The sequence below is a fragment of the Streptomyces sp. NPDC050085 genome (assembly GCF_044460595.1).
Classification (GTDB): domain Bacteria; phylum Actinomycetota; class Actinomycetes; order Streptomycetales; family Streptomycetaceae; genus Streptomyces.
Genome location: NZ_JBITJZ010000006.1, coordinates 177250 through 191581, shown reverse-complemented (window position 1 = coordinate 191581; position 14332 = coordinate 177250). Strand labels below are relative to the sequence as shown.

Annotated in this window: 13 protein-coding genes; 11 read left to right on the top strand and 2 right to left on the bottom strand. The window is 71.9% G+C overall.

Translation table 11 applies throughout. The features are described from left to right. Positions 1 to 25: 25 nt before the first annotated feature. Positions 26 to 355, top strand: coding sequence for a DUF2809 domain-containing protein (locus ACIBUY_RS23930; protein ID WP_399153617.1), 330 nt, complete (start codon positions 26 to 28; stop codon positions 353 to 355). A 30-nt stretch (positions 356 to 385) separates the two neighbouring features. On the opposite strand, the gene ACIBUY_RS23925 is transcribed toward ACIBUY_RS23930, so the two are convergent. After that, a complete protein-coding gene (locus tag ACIBUY_RS23925; RefSeq protein ID WP_399153616.1) occupies positions 386 to 2035 on the bottom strand; it encodes a penicillin-binding transpeptidase domain-containing protein in 1650 nt (549 codons plus the stop codon). Between the two features lie 85 nt (positions 2036 to 2120). Between ACIBUY_RS23925 and ACIBUY_RS23920 the strand changes: the two genes are divergently transcribed. From ACIBUY_RS23920 to ACIBUY_RS23905, 4 genes are read left to right on the top strand one after another with little or no spacing between them, the layout of a single operon-like run. After that, positions 2121 to 3080, top strand: coding sequence for a LysR family transcriptional regulator (locus ACIBUY_RS23920; RefSeq protein ID WP_399153615.1), 960 nt, complete (start codon positions 2121 to 2123; stop codon positions 3078 to 3080). After that, entirely contained in the window at positions 3071 to 3973 is a 903-nt protein-coding gene (locus ACIBUY_RS23915) for a serine hydrolase (RefSeq protein ID WP_399153795.1), read from the top strand. Before ACIBUY_RS23920 ends, ACIBUY_RS23915 begins: the two co-directional genes overlap by 10 nt. A gap of 54 nt (positions 3974 to 4027) precedes the next feature. Further along, positions 4028 to 4480 carry a hypothetical protein gene (locus ACIBUY_RS23910; RefSeq protein ID WP_399153614.1) on the top strand — a complete coding sequence of 151 codons (453 nt, stop codon included), beginning with the start codon at positions 4028 to 4030 and terminating at the stop codon, positions 4478 to 4480. Further along, complete coding sequence (locus ACIBUY_RS23905; protein ID WP_399153613.1) at positions 4408 to 5700, top strand: tetratricopeptide repeat protein; 1293 nt, start codon at positions 4408 to 4410, stop codon at positions 5698 to 5700. The genes ACIBUY_RS23910 and ACIBUY_RS23905 overlap by 73 nt, the downstream gene beginning before the upstream one ends. Positions 5701 to 6020: 320 nt before the next feature. Here ACIBUY_RS23905 and ACIBUY_RS23900 read toward each other — a convergent pair whose 3' ends face one another. Continuing rightward, the gene (locus ACIBUY_RS23900; RefSeq protein WP_399153612.1) at positions 6021 to 7715 is read right to left on the bottom strand and encodes a sulfite oxidase; all 1695 of its coding nucleotides are present in this window, start codon (positions 7713 to 7715) and stop codon (positions 6021 to 6023) included. 209 nt (positions 7716 to 7924) lie between these two features. Here ACIBUY_RS23900 and ACIBUY_RS23895 point away from each other — a divergent pair, with 209 nt between their 5' ends. The 6 genes from ACIBUY_RS23895 (at position 7925) to ACIBUY_RS23870 (ending at position 14304) form a co-directional block, all read left to right on the top strand. After that, positions 7925 to 8575: a fasciclin domain-containing protein gene (locus tag ACIBUY_RS23895; protein WP_399153611.1), complete on the top strand. Its 651-nt coding sequence runs from the start codon at positions 7925 to 7927 to the stop codon at positions 8573 to 8575. 255 nt (positions 8576 to 8830) lie between these two features. Continuing rightward, positions 8831 to 10153: an NAD(P)/FAD-dependent oxidoreductase gene (locus ACIBUY_RS23890; protein ID WP_399153610.1), complete on the top strand. Its 1323-nt coding sequence runs from the start codon at positions 8831 to 8833 to the stop codon at positions 10151 to 10153. Further along, a complete protein-coding gene (locus ACIBUY_RS23885; RefSeq protein ID WP_399153609.1) occupies positions 10153 to 10911 on the top strand; it encodes a DUF1365 domain-containing protein in 759 nt (252 codons plus the stop codon). The genes ACIBUY_RS23890 and ACIBUY_RS23885 overlap by 1 nt, the downstream gene beginning before the upstream one ends. After that, complete coding sequence (locus ACIBUY_RS23880; RefSeq protein WP_399153608.1) at positions 10908 to 12191, top strand: class I SAM-dependent methyltransferase; 1284 nt, start codon at positions 10908 to 10910, stop codon at positions 12189 to 12191. The genes ACIBUY_RS23885 and ACIBUY_RS23880 overlap by 4 nt, the downstream gene beginning before the upstream one ends. Then, a complete protein-coding gene (locus tag ACIBUY_RS23875; RefSeq protein ID WP_399153607.1) occupies positions 12188 to 13507 on the top strand; it encodes a class I SAM-dependent methyltransferase in 1320 nt (439 codons plus the stop codon). The genes ACIBUY_RS23880 and ACIBUY_RS23875 overlap by 4 nt, the downstream gene beginning before the upstream one ends. After that, positions 13504 to 14304 (top strand): DUF1295 domain-containing protein, encoded by an 801-nt coding sequence (locus ACIBUY_RS23870; protein ID WP_399153606.1) that lies wholly within the window; start codon positions 13504 to 13506, stop codon positions 14302 to 14304. Before ACIBUY_RS23875 ends, ACIBUY_RS23870 begins: the two co-directional genes overlap by 4 nt. The last annotated feature ends 28 nt before the right edge of the window (positions 14305 to 14332 follow it).

Sequence of the window (14332 nt, the reverse complement as noted above, 5' to 3'; positions counted from 1 at the left end):
CGTTGGAGGGCCCTGGGGGGGCGCGGTGGTGACCGTCGCGGCCGGACTCGCCGTCCGGGCGTGGACCACCGGCGATTTCGCGAAGTACGCCGGGGACGCTCTCTACACCGTGCTGGCGTGTTGCGTCGTGGCCTTGGCGGCGCCCCGGCTGAGGCCCGTTGTCGTCGCCGGCATCGCGCTCGCGTTCAGCGTGTCGGTGGAGTTCCTGCAGATCGCGGGGATCCCGGCCCTGCTCCAGCCGCTCCTCGGGGCGACGTTCAACCCGCCGGACCTGCTCTGGTACGCCGCGGGAGCGGGCCTGTACTGGTGTCTCGTAGCCCCGTGGTCGGCGGATGCGGTCGCCTCAACGGCGTGACGGATCACGGCACTTGTGGCGACCGCAGTCTCAGGACGGGTCCCCGGGGACGGCGGACAACAGGCTGTGCAGGATGGGACCGGCCGAGCCGCCGCCCGTGACGCCCTGTTCGACGACGCACGCCACGGCGACGTTGCCGCGCCGGGCGACCAGCCAGCCGTTGTTGGGCTCGCTCTCCGAGACCTCGGCGGTGCCGGTCTTCGCGCCGATGTCACCGGGCAGGTCGGCGAGCACGCGCGCGGTCCCGTCGGTGACCGTCGCCCGCATCAGGGTGCGCAGCTGAGCGACCACCGACTTCGGGAGCGGCGTCGTGGTCGTCGCATCCGTGGCGCCGGGCACGATCGTCGGCTGGTGGAAGCGGCCGGACGTCGCCGTCGCCGTGACGGACGCCATGATCAGCGGGTTCGCCTGGATCCGGCCCTGCCCTATCATCGAGGCCGCCTTCTCCGTCTCGTCCTTGGGCGCGGGCACCGAGCCGTCGTACGAGGGGATTCCGACCCGCCACTCCTGGCCGATCCCGAAGTACTTGTGGGCCACGTCCCCGAGTTCGGTGTCGCCGAGCTTGCCGCGCAGGCTGATGAAGGCGGTGTTGCAGGACTCCGTGAAGTCCTTGCGGAAGGTCGCGTTCGGGAACGAGGAGGTCTCCACGTTGTGGAACTCCTTGCCGACGGTGAGGTACTTGGGGCAGTCCACGATGTCGTCGGGTGCCACGGCGTTCTTCATCAGGAGCGCGCTGCTCGTGACGAGCTTGAACGTGGAGCCGGGCGCGTAGGTGCCGGACATGGCGCGGTTGAAGCCGGTGGCGGGGGAGTTGGCCATGGCGAGGATCTCGCCGTTGTCGACCCGGAGGGCGACGAGTGCGGCGTTCTTGCCGTCGGCCTGCTCTGTCATGGCCTTGTCCGCGGCGGCCTGCCAGGTCGCGTCGAGAGTCGTGGTCACCGGCCCGTCGGCCGGCTGCTTGCGCGGCTTCCCGAAGGTGGCCTCCGTGCCCTCGACCTCGCCGGTGGCCCGGTCCACGAGCCGGATCGTGCCGCGCGGTCCTGCGCCGCCGCCCGCCAATTGGGCCAGGACCGGCCGCAAGGACGGATGGGCGTCGCCCGTCAGGGACGCGCCGTTGCGGTCGGTGACCTTCGGCGGCGTGGTGTCCGCCCGCTCCAGGCGGAACTTCGCGGTGTCGCTGAGATGGGGATGGACGAGCGACAGGGACCAGTCGACCTTCCAGGTGCCGTCCTTCTGTTCCTGTACGGGCAGGTGGGACCGGTACGTCCAGGTGCCCAGGTCCGTGACGGGCATCTTCGCGGTGAAGGCGACCCGGACCGTGCCGTCGCCCGCCCGCTCGGCGGTGCCCGCGGTGAGCTGCGGCTTGCTGATGTCGAGGCCCGCGGTGAAGTTGCGCAGCACCTCCTGTGCCCGCGCCGGGCTGGTCGTTCGCGAGCCCGCGCTGTCGAGGCGGCCGCCCGCCCAGTCCGCGAGGAACGCCCGCGCCTGAGCGGTCGCCGCGGGATCGGGCGCCTCGTCGTGGGCGAAGGGGCCGAGTCCGACGGCGTACGCGCCGCCCGCGGCGACGGCCGTCACGACGGTCACGGCGACCGCGGCCCGCAGTCCGCGACGACGGCCCCGGTTGCGGTGGGTGGTGGCGTGCCCGAAGCCCGCGTCGGGCGGTGAAGGAAGGTGCGTCATACCGCGAGGAGAGCAAGACTGCCTACCATCTGTCCAAGCACGATATCGATCGACCATTCATCAATATTGGATATGATTGCTGATCATGGACCTGATCCGGCACCTCGAGTGCTTTGTGACTGTTGCAGAGGAGTCACATTTCGGACGAGCCGCGGCCCGCCTCGGGATGGCCCAGCCGCCCTTGTCGCAGCGCATCCAGCGGCTCGAGCGCGAGCTCGAGGTGCGGCTCTTCGACCGCACCAGCCGACAGGTGACCATCACGAAGGCGGGCACCCTGCTGCTGCCCGAGGCGCGCGAACTGCTGGCCAGGTCCGAGGCGCTGCGCGCGGCCGCGCGCCGGATCCGTGACGGCGAGAGCGGACTCCTGCGCGCGGGGCTGCCGCCCGACATCGCGGGCGGCACCGTCGCCGCGCTCCTGACCGGGTTCCAGGACCGGCGCTCCGGAGTGGAACTGGAACTGCACGAACTGTCGACCGCCGACCAGCTCGCCCGCTTCGCCGCCCACGAACTCGACGTGGGACTCATCCACCACCCCTGCGACGTGAGCGGCCTCGAACTCGGACCGGTGCTCCGCCGCGACCTCGGCGTGCTGCTGCCGCGGGACGCCGAGGCCGCCGCCCACGCCGAGGTCCCGCTCGCCGCACTCGCCGGGTCCGACCTGATCCTCTTCCCGCGGGCGGGCGCCCCCGCGCTCTACGACGACCTGCTCACCACCTGCGCACGCGGCGGCTACACGCCACCTGCCGTACGGCACGGGCAGGGCGCCAGCTTCGTCCGCGGCCTGGTGCTCTCGGCACGGGCCGTGGCCTTCGGCCCGCGCGACGCCGAAGCCGCCGAGCCCGACGCCGCCCTGGTGTGGCGGCCCTTGGTCGGCGCCCCGCTGGCCTGGCGCCATTCCGTCGCCTGGCCGCGCGGGCACGGCGACACAGCGGTCCACGCCTTCGCCGACGCGGCCACGCACGCGCTGCGCACCACCGCCGACGCCCACCCCGACACCCCCACCCGCCCCATGCACCTGCGACCGGCAGCGGAGTACTGGTTGTGACCCGCACTGACACCCTGTCCGAGACGCCCGACCGGATCCGCGCGGCCTTCGCCGACGCTGGGGTCGGCGGGCGACTGCACGCGCTCGACATCGACTCCGGCGCCGGGCTCGGCGTCGACGCCGACGAGTCGGTCCCCACGGCGAGCGTGCACAAGCTGTGCCTGCTCGTGGCCCTGCACGACCGTGCGTCGAACGGCGAACTCGACCTCACCGAACCGGTCGACTGCCCGCCGCAGGGCCGCACGCCGGGACCCACCGGGATCGCGGCGATGCTGGACACCGCCCGGCTCTCCCTGCGCGACCTCGCCTATCTGATGATGGCCGTCAGCGACAACGCCGCCGCCGATCTGCTGCTGGCACGCGTCGGCCTCGACGCCGTCAACCGCACCACGGCCCGCCTCGGCCTCGACGCGACGCGGGCCGTGCACTCCTTCGGCGCCATGCTCGCCACCGTCAAGGAGGACGCGGGACCGGCCGGCGCCGGGGCCCTGGCCGATCCGCACGTCGTCGCACGGCTGCGCGCCCTCGACCCGGCCCGCACCAACCACAGCACTGCGCGCGACATGACCCGGCTGCTGCGGGCCGTCTGGCGCGACGAGGCGTGCCCGCCCGAACACGGCGCGGCGATCCGGCGCGTGATGGGCCTTCAGGTGTGGCCGCACCGCCTGGCTTCCGGCTTTCCCTTCGACGACGTGCACGTCGCAGGGAAGACCGGGTCGCTGCCGACGCTGCGCAACGAGGTGGGGGTCGTCGAATACCCCGACGGCGGCCGGTACGCCGTCGCCGTCTTCACCCGCACCGCACAGACCGCGGGCACCCTCCCCGCCGCTGACGCCGTCATCGGCACGGCGGCCCGGATCGCGGTGGACGCGCTGCGCGCGGGCCGGGCGTGAAGCACGGGACGGCTCACCAGCATCACTGGCGGAAACCTCGGCTCCAGTTCGGTGATGGCCCAACAGGTATTCACTACAAGGGGGTTGAACGCGTCGAACGCCGCTCGCCATCGAGCGAGCTCGACGAAACTTTCTGCCGTGGTGAGTGGAATTCCCGAAGAGACGAACATCCTGGTGGGCCGAGAGGCCGAGTTGCGCCGTATCGACGAAGCGCTCGGTTCCCACCGACTGGTGACCATGACCGGACCGGGCGGCGTCGGCAAGACCCGGGTGGCCATGCGTGCCGCCGCGGCACACCGCACCCGTTACCGGGACGGGTCATCCTGGGTCTCGCTCTGGCCGCTCATGGACGGCCGACTGCTGAGCGTCACCGTCAGCGACGCCGTGGGTCTGACCGACCATACGTCGCGGGCACCTGTCGAGGCGCTGTGCGCATGGCTCGCCGGGACCGAGAAACTGCTGGCCTCGACTCCTGCGAGCACCTGGTCGACGAATGCCGCCTCCTGATCAGTGATCTTCTTACGGCTGTCCCCGCCCTCACCGTCCTGGCGACCAGCAGGCAAACGCTGCAGCTGCGTGACGAGTGCGTCGTCGAGATCGGGCCGTTGTCGTTCGCCGACGGAGACCCGAAACGAAGCGACGCCATGCGGCTGTTCACGTCCCGGGCGGCCGAGGTCGCACCCGGCACTGATCTGAGTTCACCGTCCGCACAGGCCGCAGCCGTCGCGGTCTGCCGTCGCCTGGTGGCCCATGCCGAGGCCCGGTGGGCGGGGTCCGAGCAGGTCCTGGCCTACCGGCACGTCAATGACGCGTTCCCGGACATCTGCGCCGCTCTCGATCATCTGCTGGCAGTGGCTCCCGCGGAGGGACTCGACCTGGCCGCCCGTGTCGGGTTCTTCTGGAGCTGCTGCGGTCATCTGCACGAAGCGCGCGCGTACTTGGAACGAGGGCTCGCCCTGCACGGCGTCCCGCAGTCGGTGCGAGGACGTGGACTGTGGGCGCTGGGCGTCGTTCTGGTGCTGCAGGGAGAGTACGACCAGGCCGAGCAGTTGGGCACGGTCTGCACGCGGCTGGCCCAGCAGGGCGAGGACGACGAGGCCGCGCTTGCCGCGGCCTACCTCCTCGGGATCACCTACTTGATGACCGGTCGGCCGCTTGCTGCGCACACTGCGGCCGAACGGGCGCTGAGCGACACCCAGGCGGACGTGGGCTCCGCGGCGAGACTGCGCTGTCGCCTGGTCGCGGTGTTCGCCTGCACCGCCCTGGGTGCCCTGAGCGAGGCGGAAACCCTGGCACGTCGGCTGCTCGCCGACTGCGATCGGACCGGCGAGGTCTGGGCACGCTCGTACCTGGACTACCAACTTGCCCTGCTCGCCCTCCTCCAGGACCGGCCCCGCGATGCGGCGGTGCACGCACGGGCCATGCTGCAGGGCAAACAGCTCCTGGGCGACCGCTTCGGCACGGCTCTGGGCATCGACGTCCTGGCCGCGGCCCTCGCCGAGGACGGCCGGGAAGAGGACGCCGCCCTGCTGTCCGGAGTCGGCCAGGCCTACTGGCATGCGGTGGGGCACGTGCAACGAGGAACGCCCGAACTCGCCCCCGTACGCGAGCGAACCCGGCAGCTCGCTCTCGCCGCACTGGGCGAGGACGTGTACGCGCTGGCCCGGCGACGGGGCGCACAGGACACCGAAGGCGGATTGGTCCTCGCACTCGACGACGGTTGCTGAAGCCGCTGTGGACGAGGGCGCACCGCTACGACCGGAGACGCAGTGACACGGGCGGACCCGGTCGGGCACCCGCTGTTTCATGCCGAGCGGATGGGTACTCGAACGGCGGCAGCCTGATCGAGCTCAACATCGAGCTCAACAGGGCCGCCAGGCCTGAGCAGCCGGGTCGGCGCACGCCGGTCCGGCCGAGATTCGGGGAACCGAAAGAAGAGGGGGGCTCGACATGTACATAGGCATCGGAACCGTCGTTCTCATTCTGGTCATCGTGCTCGTCGTCATGTTCCTACGCAGGCGCTGAGGCGCGTACGGCACGCGCCTCCTCAGTCGACGGTGACGACGACCGAATGCCGGCCGGAGGCGCCGTCGGGGTCGGTCGGAGTCCGCTTGTCCGTCTGGGTCCGGCCGGTGTTGTCGGTGGCTCGGACGGTCAGGGTGTGGCCGCCCCTGGTTGCTTGCCAGGGGTAGTACCACTGGCGCCAGGTGTCGTGGGTGTCCTCGGCGGCGAGTCGGGCCTCTTCCCAGGGGCCGTCGTCGACGCGGATCTCGACCTTGGCGATGCCGCGGTGCTGGGCCCAGGCGACTCCGGCCACCATGACGGTGCCCGCCCGGAGGCGGCCGAAGGGTTGGGGCGTGTCGATGCGCGACTGGGTCTTGATCGGGGCCCGCTGCGCCCAGTCCCGCTGGACCCAGTACGAGTCGTAGGAGTCGAAGGTGGTCAGTTCGATGTCCCGGATCCATTTGCAGGCCGACACGTAGCCGTACAAGCCGGGGACCACCATGCGTACGGGAAAGCCGTGTGCGAAGGGAAGCGGCCGGCCGTTCATGCCGACGGCGAGCATGGCGTCGCGCCCGTCCATGACATCCTCCACGGGACTGCCGATCGTCATGCCGTCCACGGAGCGCGCCACCAACTGGTCGGCGGGACCGCCCCGGGACGGCGGCTTCACTCCGCATCGCCGCAGCAGATCGGCCAGGCGGACACCGATCCAGCGGGCGTTGCCCACGTAGGGGCCGCCGACCTCGTTGGAGACGCAGGTGAGGGTGATGTTCCGTTCGATGAGCGGCATCGCCAGCAAGTCGTCGAAGGACAGGGTCAGTTCGCGCCGCACGCCTTGGCCGTGAATGCGCAGGCGCCAGGTGGTGGCGTCGACCCTGGGAACGACCAGCGCCGTGTCGACGCGGTAGAAGTCGCTGGTGGGCGTCACATACGGGCTGATGCCCTCGATGCTCAGGCCGGCTCCCCGAGGAGTGGGGGAGGCGGCCGACGACGGCTTGGGAAGGACCACGTTCTTGCGGGAAGCGACGGCGTCCTGTCCTCGCGAGCCGTTGAGGGAGCGGCCGGCCAGGCCTGCCGCGGTCGATGCCGCGGCTGCTGCGGTCGCGGCGAGGACGAACCCTCGCCGGTCCCAACTGCCTGTGCCCTCCTTGCTGTTGCGGTCCGCGGATGCCGTGTCCGGTTCTTCGCCGTCGGAGTCGGCGGCCGGAACTTCGTGTCCCGTCGTGGCCTTGGAGGCCGGCGGTCCCGCCGCAGTGGGGCGGGGGAGGCGCCCGATGAGGTAGGCGAGCAGAGCGGCGCCAACGACCGCGCCTGCCGCCGAGGGCAGGGCGTCGTGCACGCCGGTGGAGTCCGGACGTCCGGTCGCGGCCAGGGCGCCGATGGCCCCGAAGGCCAGGACACCGAGCGAGCCCGCGGTGCGCCGGCGGGTCGCCAGCATGCCGAGGGCCAGGGCGAGAACGGCCAGTACGGCGAGGATGCCGAGCTGGAGGACGAGTTTGTCGTTGGTGCCGAAGTGGCGGATCGCCCAGTTTTTGACCGCCGTCGGCGTGCGGTCGATGGCGGCCCCGCCGACCGCGATGACCGGCCCTGATTCCGGTCTGACGGCGGCGGAGACCAGCTCCGCGACCGCGATCGCCGCGTAGCCGGAGAGCAGGCCGCTCAGGGCGCCCCGGGCAAGGCGCTCGAACCGTGGTGCCTCGTGCCGTGGTGCCCTGTGCCGTGTCGCGTCATCGTCCATGCGGGGAATCCGTCCTCGACGCGCACACGGATTGGTCGTTCACGCCATCGAGGGACACCGCGCCGTCGGTCCTGCGGAACGCGGCGACAAGGGTCCGGTGGGCGTAGATCACTCTTTCGTGTGCAGGACCAATCCGTGGGGCGCGCCGTGCCGGATTAGCGGCGATGAGAGCACAGGGCTCTCACGAACCCGATCGCTGAGGGATTGCCATGCAGACTCGAGTCCGTCGTGTCGCCGTTGCCGTCGCTGCCGCCGCCGTGCTGCCGCTTGCCCTGACCGCCTGCTCCGACAGTGACTCCAAGGACAAGGCGGGCGCCGGCTCCTCGTCCGCCGCGTCGAAGGGCTCCGACACGGCCAGCTCCGCCGGCGACACGGGCACGATGAGCAAGCCGTTCGGGCCCGCGTGTGCGTCCGTGCCCAAGGACGGCGCCGGTTCCTTCGACGGGATGGCCCAGGACCCGGTCGCCACCGCCGCCTCGCACAACCCGGCGCTGTCGACCCTGGTCACGGCCGTGAAGAAGGCCGGCCTCGTGGACACCCTGAACAACGCGCAGGGCATCACCGTCTTCGCGCCCACCAACGACGCCTTCGCGAAGATCCCGAAGGCGGACCTGGACAAGGTCCTCAACGACAAGGAGCAGCTGACCAAGATCCTGACCTACCACGTCGTCGGCCAGAAGCTCGCCCCCAAGGACCTGGAGAGCGGCTCGTTCGACACACTGGAGAAGTCGAAGGTGACCACCTCCGGATCCGGTGAGTCCTACAAGGTCAACGACTCGGCCGACGTGGTCTGCGGCGACGTCAGGACCGCCAACGCCAACGTCTACATCATCGACACCGTCCTCATGCCCAAGAGCTGACCCGGAGGGGTCGCGCCGGGCAACTGCCCTGGGGCGTAAGGGGGTTGGGGGACCGGGAGTCGGCGCTCACGGTCCCCCGACCCCGGCCCTGACCCCGGCCGTGACCCCGGCCGTGACCCCGTCGCCGGCAAGCCTGCCGGCCCCACCCCTCCCCGTTCGGTGCGGAAGGTCGGACCATCCGTCTCCAATCCGCCTCCCGACCGGCTCCGGATTACCTGTGAGACCGCGTGCGTCAGCAGGGTGTGAGGAGAGGCGATGTCGTTGGCACAAAGGGGCGTCCCGAAGGAGTCCGACCGAACGGCCGGGCCGGGCGCAGGACGCCGGCGGCGCACTGCGGTGATCGGCAGCGGGGTGGCGGGACTCACCGCCGCGTACGTGCTGGCCCGCACTCAGGAAGTGACGCTGTACGAGGCCGACGACCGGCTCGGCGGACATGCCCACACCCATGACCTGACCGCATCCGACGGCACCCGGCACGGGGTCGACTCGGGCTTCATCGTGCACAACCGCCGCACCTACCCGTACCTGCTGAGGCTGTTCGCCGAACTCGGCGTCGCCACGCAGGAGTCGGAGATGAGCATGTCGGTGCGGTGCGAGGGCTGCGGCCTTGAGTACGCCGGTGCGCGCGGCGCCGCGGGACTGTTCGCCCGGCCCCGCAGCGCACTGCGCCCGCAGTACCTGCGGCTGCTCGCCCAGGTGCCCGCCTTCCACCGGGCCGCACGGCGGCTGCTCGCGCGGGGCGGGGAGGAGGAGCTCACGCTCGGTGGGTTCCTGGACCGCGAAGGCTTCTCGACGTACTTCCGTGCACACTTCACGACGCCGCTGGTGTCGGCCGTCTGGTCCTGCGACGCGGCCACCGCGCAGCGGTACCCGGCCGGGTACTTGTTCCGCTTCCTGGAACACCACGGGATGCTCGCAGTGGGCGGGTCGCCGACCTGGCGCACCGTCACCGGAGGCTCCGGCACCTACGTCGGACGGATCGCCCGGCACCTGCACGCGGTCCACGTGGCGGCGCCGGTGCGCGCCGTGCGGCGGCACGCGGACGGTGTCGGTCTCGTCGCCGCCGACGGCACCACGCACGCGTACGACTCCGTGGTCATCGCCACGCACCCGGCGCAGGCCCTGGAGTTCCTGGCCGACGCCACGCCGCTGGAGAAGGAGGTCCTCGGCGCCTTCCGGTACGCGCGCAACACCACGCTGCTGCACACCGACACCGGTGTGCTGCCGCGCTCCCCGGGCGCCCGCGCCTCGTGGAACTATCTGATGCCGTCCTGCACCGCGGCCGCAGACCGGGTGCGCGTCAGCTACGACATGAACCGGCTCCAGCGTCTGACCGCACCCGAGACGTACGTGGTGACGCTCGGCGGCGAGGACCGCGTCGACCCCGCCCGTGTCCTGGCCCGCATGGTCTACGAACATCCCGTCTACACCCCGGAGTCGGTGGCCGCCCAGCGCCGGCTGCCCGAACTGCGCACCGCCGTGACGGCGTTCGCCGGCGCCTACCACGGCTGGGGCTTCCACGAGGACGGCTGCCGGTCCGGGGTCGAGGCCGCCGCCGCCCTGGGGGTGCGCTGGTGATGAGCGCGGCTCCTGCCCTGTACCGCGTCGCGATCACCCACGTACGCAGCGCACCGAAGAAGTACGCGTTGCGGCACCGGACGTACATGTGGCTCATCGATCCCGACCATCCGCCCGAACTGCCCCTGCCGCTCAGGCCGTTGGCGCGCTTCGAACCGCGTGACCACTTCACCGGCGACCACCGCTCCCTGCGCGCGGGCCTGGAAGCCTTCCTCGGCGAGTGCGGCGTCGACCTGTCCGGTGGGCCGGTCGTGATGCTCACCCACGCCCGCGTCCTCGGGTACGTGTTCAACCCGCTCACCCTCTACTGGTGCCTCGACCCCGGCGGAGCCCCGCGCTGCATCGTCGCCGAGGTCCACAACACCTACGGCGGGCGCCACCACTACCTACTGCGTCCCGACAGCTCGGGTACGGCGGTGACCGACAAGGAGTTCTACGTCTCGCCGTTCTTCCCGGTCGACGGCCGCTACCGCATGCGGCTGCCGGCCCCCGGCGACCGCGTCGACCTCACCGTGCACCTGGAGCGCGACGGCACCCGGCCCTTCACCGCGACCGTCCGCGGCAGCCGGCACGACGCCCGTACGGCCACCCTGCTGCGCCTGGCCCTGGGCAGGCCCTGGTCCACGCTCGCCGTGGCCGCGGCCATCCGCCTGCACGGCATCCGTCTGTACCTGCGAGGGCTGCCCGTCCACCCCCGCCCCGACCTCCCCGCTCGCCCCCACGGCCCCGAACACAGGACACCGGAGAACGGCTCATGACAACGTGCGAACCCCACTTCGGCCCGGCGCGCCCGGACTCGACGCCCCGGGCTGCCGGGGACCGGGGGCGCCGGCCCGACGTCGCCGCGGCACCGACCGCCTCCCGCGCCCGCACCGCCATCACCGAGGCCGTCGTCCGGCGAGCCCTGCACAAGCTGCCGCTGCGCGTGCAGTTCGCCGACGGCCCCGTGCTGGGCCGGGGCGGCCCGGCGCTGACCGTCCACCGGCCGGACGACTTTCACCGCCGCATCGGACGTCACGGACTCATCGGGTTCGGCGAGTCGTACATGGCCGGCGAGTGGGACGCCCCCGACCTGGTGGCCGCGCTCACGGTGCTCGCCGCACACGCCGCCGAGCTGGTCCCCGCACCGCTGCAGCGGCTGCGCGGCCTGTGGGCGCTGCGCCGTCCGTACGAGCAGCGCAACACTCCGGGTGGCTCGCGGACCAACATCAGTCGTCATTACGACCTGTCCAACGACCTGTTCGCGCTCTTCCTCGACGACACCCTCACCTACTCGTCCGGCATCTTCCGCGCGCTGCCCGCCACGTGGGACCTGCTGGCCGACGCCCAGCGTCGCAAGATCGACCGCCTGCTCGACCTCGCCGAAGTACGGGACGGCAGCCGGGTGTTGGAGATCGGTACCGGGTGGGGTGAACTCGCGATCCGTGCCGCCGGCCGCGGTGCGCACGTCACGTCGCTCACCCTCTCCCACGAGCAGCGCGACCTCGCCCGCACCCGGATCGAAGCGGCCGGACTGGCCGACCGGGTCCGCGTCGAGCTGAGCGACTACCGGGAAGCGCGCGGCACCTACGACGCGGTCGTCAGCGTCGAGATGATCGAGGCGGTCGGCGCCGAGTTCTGGCCCGTCTACTTCCGCACCCTCGACGAGCGCCTCGCCCCGGGCGGACGGGCCGCCCTGCAGGCCATCACCATGCCCAACGACCGGATGCTCGCGGCCCGTTCGACCTACACATGGATCCAGAAGTACATCTTCCCCGGAGGCGCGCTGCCGTCGGTCGAGGCGGTCGCCGGGACCGTGCGCGACCGCACCGGGCTCACCATCGGCCGCCGGGACGGCTTCGGCGCCCACTACGCCGAGACGCTGCGCCTGTGGCGCGAGCGGTTCACCGAACGCGCCGAGGAGGTCGCCGCGCTCGGCTTCGACGACACGTTCCGCCGCATGTGGACGTTCTACCTCGCCTACTCCGAAGCCGGTTTCCGCTCCGGATACATCGACGTGCAGCAGTACCTGCTCACCAAGGAGGACACCCACCGATGACCGCCACCCGTCCCGCCCGTCCCGCCCGTACCGGTGCGGCCCACCGCCTCGCCGCCCTGGCCGAGACCGCGCTCGGCGGTCCGCTGCCGGTCCGCCTGCGCGCCTGGGACGGCACCGAGACGGGCCCTGCCGGCGCACCCGTCGTGGTCGTACGTTCCCGGCGCGCCCTGCGCCGACTGCTGTGGCGGCCAGGCGAGTTGGGCCTCGCGCAGGCGTACGTCACCGGCGAGATCGACGTGGAGGGAGAGCTGGCTGCCGGACTGCGCGCCATCTGGTCGGCGGCCCGGCAGCGCGGCCCGCACCCGCCCTGGCTCAGCCTCGGCGACCGGGCCCGCGCCGCCGCCGTCGCCGCCCGGCTGGGTGCCGTGGGACCCTCGCCGGCACCGCCCGGCTCACAGGCGCGGCTGCGCGGCGCCCGGCACACCAAGGCCCGCGACCGGGCGGCCATCAGCCACCACTACGACCTGTCCAACGCCTTCTACCGGCTGCTCCTCGACGAGACGATGGCGTACTCGTGCGGCTACTGGGCCAGCGATGGACCGGAGTTCACCGCGGCCGACGCCCAGCGCGCGAAGCTGGAACTGGTCTGCCGCAAGCTCGGCGTCGTACCCGGCGCGCGGCTCCTCGACATCGGGTGCGGCTGGGGCTCGCTGACCCTGTACGCGGCGCAGCGGCACAAGGTGCTGGTCACCGCGGTGACCGTGTCCCGCGAGCAGGCCGCGTACGTGCGCGAACAGGTCGGTGAACGGGGCCTGGCCGACCGTGTGGACGTGGTGTGCCAGGACTACCGGGACATCGCGGGCGGCGGCTTCGACGCCGTCGCGAGCGTCGAGATGGGCGAGCACGTCGGCGATGCCGAGTACCCCGCGTTCGCCGCCGCACTTCACCGGCTGGCCCGCCCACTGGGGCGGGTGTTCGTGCAGCAGATGTCGCGCGGCGCGGCGGCGCCGGGCGGCGGCGCCTTCATCGAGGCGTTCATCGCGCCCGACATGCACATGCGCCCCATGGGCGAGACCGTGCACCTCCTGGAAGCGGCGGGTCTGGAGGTCAGATCCGTGGAGTCGCTGCGCGAGCACTACGTACGTACCGTCGATGCCTGGCACCGCACCCTGGAGGACCGCTGGGCGGACGTCGTGCGGCTCGTCGGCGAGCAGACGGCTCGCGTCTGGCGCCTGTACCTGGTCGGCGGCGCCCTGGCCTTCGCCGAGCGACGCATGGGCGTCGACCAGATCATCGCCGTGTGCCCGGCGGACACCGGGCACAGCGGTCTGCCCGCCACCCCGAGGGACTGGTACGCCGGACTGGAGCAGCTGTGAACGGTTTCCCCTGGAGGGACTTCGCGACGGGCCTCGGCCCGTCGGCTGCCGCGGCACTGGCCGTCATGCTGGTCACGTTCGCGGTCGCCGTGTACCGGGGCACGCATCGGATCGTCGACATCGCCTGGGGCGTCGGCTTCACCACGGTCGCCGTGGTGGGCTTCCTGGCCTCGGACGGCGCGGGCGATCAGGGGCGGCGCCTCTTGATCACCGTACTGACGGCGGTGTGGGGGCTGCGGCTCGCCGGGCACATCGCCCGGCGGGGCCGCGGGCAGGGCGAGGACCCGCGCTACGAACGGATGCTCGCCAAGGCGCCCGGCCACCGGAACCTGTACGCACTGCGCATGGTCTATCTGCTCCAGTCAGCCCTGGTGTGGCTGGTGTCGCTGCCGGTGCAGGCCGCGCAGTACGTGCCGGGTCCGATGTCCGCGTTCGCCCTGGCCGGCACCGCGCTGTGGGCCGTCGGGCTGTTCTTCGAGACGGTCGGCGACGCGCAACTCGCCCGGTTCAAGTCCGACCCCGCGGCCAAGGGCCGGATCATGGACCGCGGGCTGTGGCGCTACACCCGGCACCCGAACTACTTCGGGGACTGCTGCGTGTGGTGGGGCTTGTTCCTGATCACCTGCGACGCGCTCGGCGCGGCGGCCGTCAGCGTCGTCTCGCCCCTGGTGATGACCTTCCTGCTGACCCGGGGCAGCGGTCAGCGGCTGCTGGAGCAGCACATGGCCGAGCGGCCAGGCTTCGCCGAGTACGCTGCCCGCACCAGCGGATTCTTTCCACTGCCACCGCGCAAGTGAGGGGTGTGCGGCCCCGTCGCGGGCCGGG

Excerpts from the sequence above, each read along its gene's own strand:
- ACIBUY_RS23905 (WP_399153613.1), top strand. The coding sequence starts at position 4,408 with ATGGCTCGCCGGGACCGAGAAACTGCTGGCCTCGACTCCTGCGAGCAC.
- ACIBUY_RS23875 (WP_399153607.1), top strand. The coding sequence starts at position 12,188 with ATGACCGCCACCCGTCCCGCCCGTCCCGCCCGTACCGGTGCGGCCCAC.
- ACIBUY_RS23885 (WP_399153609.1), top strand. The coding sequence starts at position 10,153 with ATGAGCGCGGCTCCTGCCCTGTACCGCGTCGCGATCACCCACGTACGC.
- ACIBUY_RS23925 (WP_399153616.1), bottom strand. The coding sequence starts at position 2,035 with ATGACGCACCTTCCTTCACCGCCCGACGCGGGCTTCGGGCACGCCACC.
- ACIBUY_RS23880 (WP_399153608.1), top strand. The coding sequence starts at position 10,908 with ATGACAACGTGCGAACCCCACTTCGGCCCGGCGCGCCCGGACTCGACG.
- ACIBUY_RS23900 (WP_399153612.1), bottom strand. The coding sequence starts at position 7,715 with ATGGACGATGACGCGACACGGCACAGGGCACCACGGCACGAGGCACCA.
- ACIBUY_RS23895 (WP_399153611.1), top strand. The coding sequence starts at position 7,925 with ATGCAGACTCGAGTCCGTCGTGTCGCCGTTGCCGTCGCTGCCGCCGCC.
- ACIBUY_RS23890 (WP_399153610.1), top strand. The coding sequence starts at position 8,831 with ATGTCGTTGGCACAAAGGGGCGTCCCGAAGGAGTCCGACCGAACGGCC.
- ACIBUY_RS23920 (WP_399153615.1), top strand. The coding sequence starts at position 2,121 with ATGGACCTGATCCGGCACCTCGAGTGCTTTGTGACTGTTGCAGAGGAG.
- ACIBUY_RS23910 (WP_399153614.1), top strand. The coding sequence starts at position 4,028 with ATGGCCCAACAGGTATTCACTACAAGGGGGTTGAACGCGTCGAACGCC.